This window comes from Embleya sp. NPDC056575, from assembly GCF_042793325.1.
In the GTDB taxonomy this organism is placed as follows: domain Bacteria; phylum Actinomycetota; class Actinomycetes; order Streptomycetales; family Streptomycetaceae; genus Embleya.
Window position 1 is genome coordinate 21,602 of record NZ_JBHTVA010000102.1, and the last position, 7,443, is coordinate 29,044.

General features: G+C 72.0%; 6 protein-coding genes. 2 read left to right on the forward strand and 4 right to left on the reverse strand.

The genetic code is table 11. The features are described 5' to 3' along the window. Positions 1-123: 123 nt before the first annotated feature. From ACFRCG_RS44665 to ACFRCG_RS44675, 3 genes are all read right to left on the reverse strand, one after another. Positions 124-3,492, reverse strand: a complete 3,369-nt coding sequence (locus tag ACFRCG_RS44665) for a serine hydrolase (RefSeq protein WP_380042401.1) — start codon at positions 3,490-3,492, stop codon at positions 124-126. Between the two features lie 619 nt (positions 3,493-4,111). After that, positions 4,112-4,660, reverse strand: coding sequence for a GNAT family N-acetyltransferase (locus ACFRCG_RS44670; protein WP_380042402.1), 549 nt, complete (start codon positions 4,658-4,660; stop codon positions 4,112-4,114). Positions 4,661-4,830: 170 nt separating this feature from the next. Further along, a complete protein-coding gene (locus ACFRCG_RS44675; RefSeq protein WP_380042403.1) occupies positions 4,831-5,295 on the reverse strand; it encodes an SRPBCC family protein in 465 nt (154 codons plus the stop codon). A 395-nt stretch (positions 5,296-5,690) separates the two neighbouring features. Between ACFRCG_RS44675 and ACFRCG_RS44680 the strand changes: the two genes are divergently transcribed. Next, positions 5,691-5,990: a hypothetical protein gene (locus ACFRCG_RS44680; protein ID WP_380042404.1), complete on the forward strand. Its 300-nt coding sequence runs from the start codon at positions 5,691-5,693 to the stop codon at positions 5,988-5,990. Here ACFRCG_RS44680 and ACFRCG_RS44685 read toward each other — a convergent pair. Further along, positions 5,987-6,187, reverse strand: a complete 201-nt coding sequence (locus ACFRCG_RS44685; RefSeq protein ID WP_380042405.1) for a hypothetical protein — start codon at positions 6,185-6,187, stop codon at positions 5,987-5,989. The genes ACFRCG_RS44680 and ACFRCG_RS44685 overlap by 4 nt on opposite strands. Positions 6,188-6,489: 302 nt before the next feature. On the opposite strand from ACFRCG_RS44685, the gene ACFRCG_RS44690 reads away from it, so the two are divergent. Next, positions 6,490-7,197 (forward strand): DedA family protein, encoded by a 708-nt coding sequence (locus ACFRCG_RS44690; protein WP_380042406.1) that lies wholly within the window; start codon positions 6,490-6,492, stop codon positions 7,195-7,197. Positions 7,198-7,443 lie beyond the last annotated feature (246 nt).

Sequence of the window (7,443 nt, forward strand, 5' to 3'; positions counted from 1 at the left end):
GGGCGGCTCGGGGAGCGGGGCGGGAGCGCGCACGAAATCGGCCCCCTGCCTCGGACGGGAAACGAGGCAGGGGGCCGACGGCACCGCGTCACGGGGGAAACGCGGTGGGGGTGGGCTGTCGGGTCAGTCCTGTTGCGGACTGATCCGACCGCCCAGGTACAGGAATCGCCCGCCGGTGCCGAAGGAGGCGAAGGTGAGCGGATGCCAGGTCGGCGACCCGGGCAGGCGTACCGCGAACAGGTCCTCGGCGACCGGCACCATCCGCATCTCGGTGACCGCGTCGGGCAGGGTGTCCGCCAGCGGCCCGGTCAGCTCGCGGCGGAACACCAGACCGTCGGGCGTCACCGTCACCTCATCGCGCTGTGCGGCGCGTTCGTAGACCCCGACGTAGCGGTCCACGTCCACGGCCGGAGGCTCGGCGGGCGGCGCGAACGGCTCGTTCGGCGCGATGCCCGCCACCTCGGCGAGGATCTCCGCGAACAGTTCCTCGGAAAGCACCTCTCCCTGCCCGCCGTTGGTCAACAGCGCCACCGCCAGGCCGTGTTCGGGCAGTACCTGGAGGAAGGCGAGCTGGCCGACGGTGCCGCCGTTGTGGCCGCACAGCTCCTGTCCGTCCACCGACCACAGGCGCCAACCCAGACCCCAGGCGGTGCCGGTCAACGCGGTGTCGGGTACGTCCACCTGCCGCTCGCGCATCGCGGTCGTGTGCTGCGCGGCGAGCAGTCGGCGCCCGTCGGCGGCGAGGCCGTCGGTCAGGTGCAGCCGGGCGAAGGCGAGCAGTTCGGCCGCGGTGGAGGTGATCAGGCCGGCCGGTCCGAGGGAGCGGGGCAGCCCCGACACCGGTGCCACGGTCGGCGCGCCGCCGCCCTCGGAGACGTGTCCGATCGCGGCGCTGAGGAGCAGCGCCTCCTCGGGCAGCGTGACGGTGCGGGTGAGCCCGAGCGGGGTGCTCAGCCGTTCGCGCAACACCTCGTCCCAGCTCTTGCCGGTCAGGTGCTCGATCACCCGGCCGGCCAGGACGAAGCCCGCGTTGCAGTACGACCAGCCGGCGCCCGGCGGGAAGACCTGCGCGACGTCGACGAGGGTGTCCACGTAGCGGGCCACGCAGTCGTCGCCGCGACCGGTGTCGGGGAAGTGGTCGCCGTCGATGCCGGAGGAGTGCGTGAGCAGGTGGCGCATGGTGATGCGCTTGGGCAACTCCGGGTCGGACAGCCGCAGTTCCGGTATCAGTTCGGCCAACGGCTGGTCCAGGTCCAGCAGTCCGTCCTCGACCAGCTGCATGACCAGCGTGGTGGTCCACACCTTGCTGATCGAGCCGATCTGGAAGACCGATTCGGTGGTGACCGGGACGCCGGTGTTCAGGTTGAGGACGCCGTGGGCCGCCTCGATCAGGTCGTCGGGGCCGTGGTCGCCGAGGCGCAGGACGGCGAGCGTCGCGCCGGGGACCTGGTGGCGCGGGGCCAGCGTGGACAGGCGGCGCTGCCAGTGCGCGGCGTCCAGGCGGGCGGGGCGGGTGCGGCCGGCGGCGTACTGCTCGACCCAGTCGATGATCCGCCGGTTCCAGTCGAGGCGGTGCGAGGGACGGCCCTGCAGGATGAACAGGTGCGAGCCCTCGGGGTAGAGCACCATCCGGGTCGGCACGCCCTGCTCGCGCAGCGCGCTGAACCACTGCTGGGCCTGGCCGACGGGGCACCGCATGTCGGCGCCGCCGTGCACGATCAGGGTCGGGGTGCGTACGTCGCCGACCCGGGTCAGCGGGTTCATCGCGGCGTAGCGCTCGGGCTCGTCGCGATAGCTGATGTCGCCGAATTCGGCCCGGGCGAGGAAGGTGCCGGCGTCGGAGGTGCCGGAGATGCTGACCAGGTCGCTGACCACGCCGCCGGCGACCGCCGCGGCGAAGCGCCGGTCGCGGCTGGTCAGGTAGCAGGTCATGTAGCCGCCGTAGCTGTACCCGGCGACGGCGAGCCGGTCGGGGTCGGCGATGCCCTCGGCGACGAGGGTGTCCAGCGGCTCCAGGAAGTCGGCCGCGTCGGCGAGGCCCCATTCCCCGACGGCGGCGGTGAAGAACTCCTCGCCGTAGCCGTCGCTGGCCCGGGGGTTGGGCAGCAGGATGGTCCAGCCGCGTTCGACCAGCACCTGGTGGTAGAGGTGGATCGAGTCGGCGGTGCCACCCCAGGCGTTGTGCGGGCCGCCGTGGATGTCCATGAGCAGCGGGCCGGGGCCGGTCGCCTGCGGGTCGCGGATCACCCGGGCGTGTACGACGGTGCCGTCGGAGATGGTGAACCGGCGGTCGACGGCGGTGAACAGTTCCACGTCCGGCAGGGCGTCGGCGACGTGCGTGGTGAGTACGCGCTCGGTGCCGTCGGCGGGGTCGACCAGGACGATCTCGCCGTAGGACGTGGGGGTGGCCAGCACGATGGCGACCGGCCCGGGGGTCTGCGGGATCGAGAGGCCGGAGACGCCGCGGTTGGCGCCGCCGACCAGCAGGCGCGTGGTGTCGGTGGCGGGGTCGAGGGCCAGCAGTTGGGTGTCGCCGGCCTCCCGGGCGCAGAACAGCAGTTCGCGGCCGTCGGGGGTGAACCGGGGCAGCGCGCCGGGGTATCCGCCGCCGCCGGACATGATGTTGCGGTCCAGCGCGGCGGCGAGTTCGGTGACGGGGCCGCCGGCGAGGGGGATGCGGAGCAGGCGCGCGTGTCCGGTGCCGTTGTGGGTGGCGCCGACGGCGAGCAGCGCCTCGCCGTCGGGGGTCCAGCCGACCGGACCGATCATGCCGTCGGCGGGGCCGACCTGCTCGGCGGGTACGTCGGGGGCGGACGGGTCGAGCACGTACGCCGCCGACAGGTTGTTGATGTCGGCGTCGGTGCCGCGGCCGGCGGAGAAGGCCAGCCGGCGGCCGTCGGGCGACCAGGCCGGCTCGCTCGCGTGCCACTCCCCCTCGGTGAGCTGGGTGACCTCGCCGGTGTCCGGGTCGAGCACGTGGAGGTGGCTGCGCATGGTGCCGAGCAGGCCGGCGCCGTCGGCCTGGTAGTCCAGGGCGTCGACGACCAGCGGCGCGTGGCCCCGGGCGGCGCGGGCGGCGTCGTCCTCGCCGGGGACGGCGTGGGTGTCGACGGCAGCGGTGAACGCGATGCGGGAGCCGTCCGGGCTCCAGATCGGGCGGCCGGCGCCCAGCGGGAGGCGGGTCAGCTGCCGGGGGTCGCCGCCGGTCACGGGCAGGACCCAGACCTGCGGCGGGCCGCCGGCGGCGCGCAGGAACGCGATCCGTGTACCGTCGGGCGACCAGGCCGCGCTGCCGTCGCCGGGACCCTCGGTAAGCCTGGTCGCCGGGGCGTCGGCGGCGGTGGCCACCCACCACAGGCTGCGCACCGGACGGTCCGCCTCGGCATCGACGCCGACCAGCGTGTAGACGACACGAGTCCCGTCGGGGGAGATCGACGGCTGCTCCGGCAGCACAATCGCGGTCAGGTCGTCCAGACGCAGACGTCGTGTCATGGCTTCCTCCATCCTGGGTCGGCCTCGGCCCGGTCCCGCCGACCCCGGCGGCGGCGAATGCCACGACGCTAGAACGCCGAACGCCCGGGAACTTCGTGGCAACGAACCAAGGTGAAGCCCCGTTTCGGTGCGACCCCACCAGGCGGGGCGGAACGGGAGGGGGTAGGCGGGAGGGGGCGGGGCGGGGGCGGGGGCGGGCCGGGGTGGGGCCGGAGCCGGGGTTGGGGTTCGGCCGGGGCGGAAGTGGGGCTGCGGCGGCAGTCGCGGGTGGGGGCAGTGGGCTTTGGCGAACGACTGGGCTGGGTGGCGGGCCTTGGGCAGCGGGTAATGAGTGGCGGGCAGCAAGCGGCAGGCGGCACGGAGCGGACGGCGGACGGCACGCGGCACACGGCACACGGCGGACAGCGGTTTGTCCTCTGGACCGGCCGGCAGCCCGAGCCGGGCGCAGGCCACCACCTTGTTCCGGGTGTTGGGCAGCGCGGCGGGCGGATTGCCTGTGGTGTGTGGTGTGTGGTGTCTGTGAGCAGCGGACGGCGGGCGGTGAGGCCGCCCACCGACTGCGGCTCGTCAACGGACAACCGCCCGCGCCCACCGCCTGCCGGCCGCCGCTCGCCGGCCGCTACCGCGTTGTCGTCGACTCCTCGTCATCCAAGGGCAGTTCATCCCTCAGGAGGCTGTAGAAGACCATGTCCCGCCACCGGCCCGCTCGGAAGAGATACGCGCGGGCCACGCCCTCGGGTGTAAAGCCGACCTTTTCCAGCGCGCGTTGTTCGGCGACGTTGTCGACCTCCGTCGCCGCCTCCACCCGGGCCACCTGGGTGTGGGCGAACAGGTAGCGCACCAGCAGGAGTTGCGCGCGCGTGCCGAAACCCTGCCCCCGCGCTTCGGCGAACAGGTTTATCCCGACGTTCCAACAGTAGGAGGTGCGTGAGGTGACAATTTTGCGCCAGGCCACGAAACCCAGGACATCGGCCCCGCGAACCACCAGCAACCTCCCTCCGGTGTCCCCGAGAAAGCCGCTCTCGGTCCACTCGCGCCGCCACCGCCCCGGATCAGCCCAGCCCTGCCAACCGAACGGACCGACCGCCTCGGGATCCGTGGAAAAACGTTCGAGAAGGGGGAGGTCGCCCTCGACCACCGGCCGCAGCGACACCTGTTCGTCACTCATGGTCCCGAACTCCGTTCGATCGTCGCGCTTCCGTCGACACCGCCGAGGCGCGGAGCCGACCCGCCGGGTACACGATCGGCACGATCACCACGGCAGCCGAGAATACCGCCGCGACGGCCGCCTGCCGATGCCCGAATACAACGCCCTTGGGCGGCTCGGAGATCGAACGCCTACTCGGACAGCGCCGATTCGAGGGAGTCCTTCAAATACTCGTTGCGCGCGACGATCAACCGCACCATGTATCGATGCAGCCCGATCCACCCGACGACGGCGCCGATCGGGCCGAACGGAGCGGCGTAGTCGACGACATCGCGCATCACCGTGCCGCCGCCCCCGTCCGAGGTGAAGCGGTGCTCGTGGCGCCAGTGCGCGAACGGTCCGCCGACCTGCTCGTCGACGAACCGACTCGGCTCCTCGTACGCCGTGATCCGCGAGGTCATCCGCCACACCACACCGAAGTGCCGCGCCCGCCAGGTGACACTCTCGCCGAGCCCGATCCGACCAGCCGTCACCCCGCCGATCGCCCGCTCCCCCGACGAAGCCATCGACGCCGTATGCGCGTCGATGTCCAGGGACGCCTCGAAAGCCCGTGCGGGCGTGACACGAATACGCGTGGTCGTCTCGAAATGCGGCACAGGCCGAGCGTACGCGTCCGCCACGGACGGCCGGTGGCGGGCATGGGGGCCGCCCGACTCCGGCAACACCCCACAGGAAAAGGTATTTCCGGGGCTTGGACCCCGGTCCGACGACCCGGACCGTGCCGGCCGGATGCCCCGAGGGACGTGACGAATCCGAGGAGTGAGTAGGGCCATGGCGTGCCCCCAGTACTTCCGATGCGGCTTATCGAACGAAGTCGTACCGGATCAGAGCCGCCAATCGGACCGTCCCGGGCCCTCGACCGCGATTCCCCCGTGATTCGGCTGGGTGCGCCTGCCGGCGGCCACACCCGGTCGAACGCGAACGGCAGCAGCGGTCACCCACGGCACCCGGCAACGAGTTCCTGTGCAACCGCTGCGTGCACAGGTTCGCCATGCCCGGACACATCCGGACCGCGCGCAAGCACCGCAACCGGCCGACCACCAGCGCGCGTTCGGCAATCGACAGCCGTCAGCGTCCGCTCACATTCGCGGTTGTCACCGGACAGGCGGGCCACGCACCGCAGTTCGAGAACACCGCGCCCAGCCACGGCATCCGCATCCACATCCACATCCGCGCGGTGTTTCCCAACTCGCTCGACGGGCAGGCGCACCGGAGGCGTCGCGGTCGACGCGGAGGACATCCCGTCGCCCTCGACCCGCGCGGCATCGCCATCCGCCCCGACACCGCCTAGTCGTTCCGGGCGTCGCCGTCGTTCGAGCGGTTGGCGCGGCGGCGACGCATACGTTCGCGGAGAGAGTCCGTCGAGGGGTCGAGCAGCGGTCGCTCGGCCGGGCCGTCCGGGGACGCCTCGCTCCACTGCCGGGCCTGCCGTACCAGCGCGGCCAGTTCGTCGGAGCCGTTCTCCCGCGATGAGTCGTGGTGCGTCATGGTGGACCCGATGCCCGCGCACTTGCCGGCCACGGCTGAGAATTGGTCACGAATATGCGGCATATCAATAACAACAGTGGCGAAGGGGGCGCACTGGGGAGCGGTTTTCAGCCGGCCGCATCTCGGCCCTGCCCGCCGGTCCCGTCCCCATCGCGTCACCCGCCCGGCCCACAGCGCTCGCGGCCGACTCTCAGCCGTGATACGGCATCGTTTCGGGGACAGGACCCCGGTAAGTCGTTTCCCGCGCCGTAGCCCCCGGCCGACCGACACCGGATCGCGCGTTATCGAAGGAGGGAGCGCCCATGCCTTCGTCGGCGGTATCCGACTTGGCCGTGTCCGACCTGGCCGTGAACGTACTGGACGCGAGTTCGTTGTTGTCCGCCTTCGGGGCGCTCGGCATCGCGGTGGTGTTGTTCGCGGAGACCGGGCTGCTGGTCGGCTTCTTCCTGCCCGGCGACTCGTTGTTGTTCACCGCCGGACTGTTGTGCGTATCGGGCTCCTCGGACCGGGTGCAGCTGATCCTGTGGCAGGTGTTGCTCGCCGCCGTGGGCGGCGCCCTGCTCGGCGCCCAGGTCGGCTATCTCCTCGGCCGGCGCGGCGGACGCGCGCTGCTGGGCCGGTACAAGAACCGCAGCCTGCACGAAGGCGTGGCGCGGGCCGAGGAGTTGCTGGGCAGGTACGGACACGCCAAGGCGGTGGTCCTGGCCCGCTTCATCCCGGTCGTGCGCACGGTGCTCAACCCGCTGGCGGGCGTACTGGGGATGCCCGTGCGCACCTTCACCCTGTGGCAGATCGTCGGCGGCACGGTCTGGGCCGTCGGCCTGGTCCTGGCAGGCTACGGACTCGGCTCGTCCGTACCGAACGTGGACACCTACCTGCTGCCGATCGTGGCGGTGGTGGTACTGCTCTCGCTTCTGCCGATCGCCCTGGAAGTACTCCGCCAACGCAAACACCGCCCCGGCCCGGACCCGCGCTCGGACCCCGACTCCCACCGCCGAGACGAACCATGACCGACCACACCATGCCCAAACGCCTGGTGCCTTCCGGCGCGGGTTGCGCTTGTGGTCGCGGGTGGCCGGTCCGGAGCCGGCCAGAGTCGATGATGGGCCGCCACCGGCGTGCGTGGCTCCGAGACGGGGGCTTTCGACGAGACGGGTGTGTTGCTCGGCGAAAACCGACCGGCAGCGGGGAGCAGGGTGGGCGGTCAGGTCGGGTTCCCGGGTGGCCTTTCCGAGTGGGCCGGGCGCTTTCGGCGT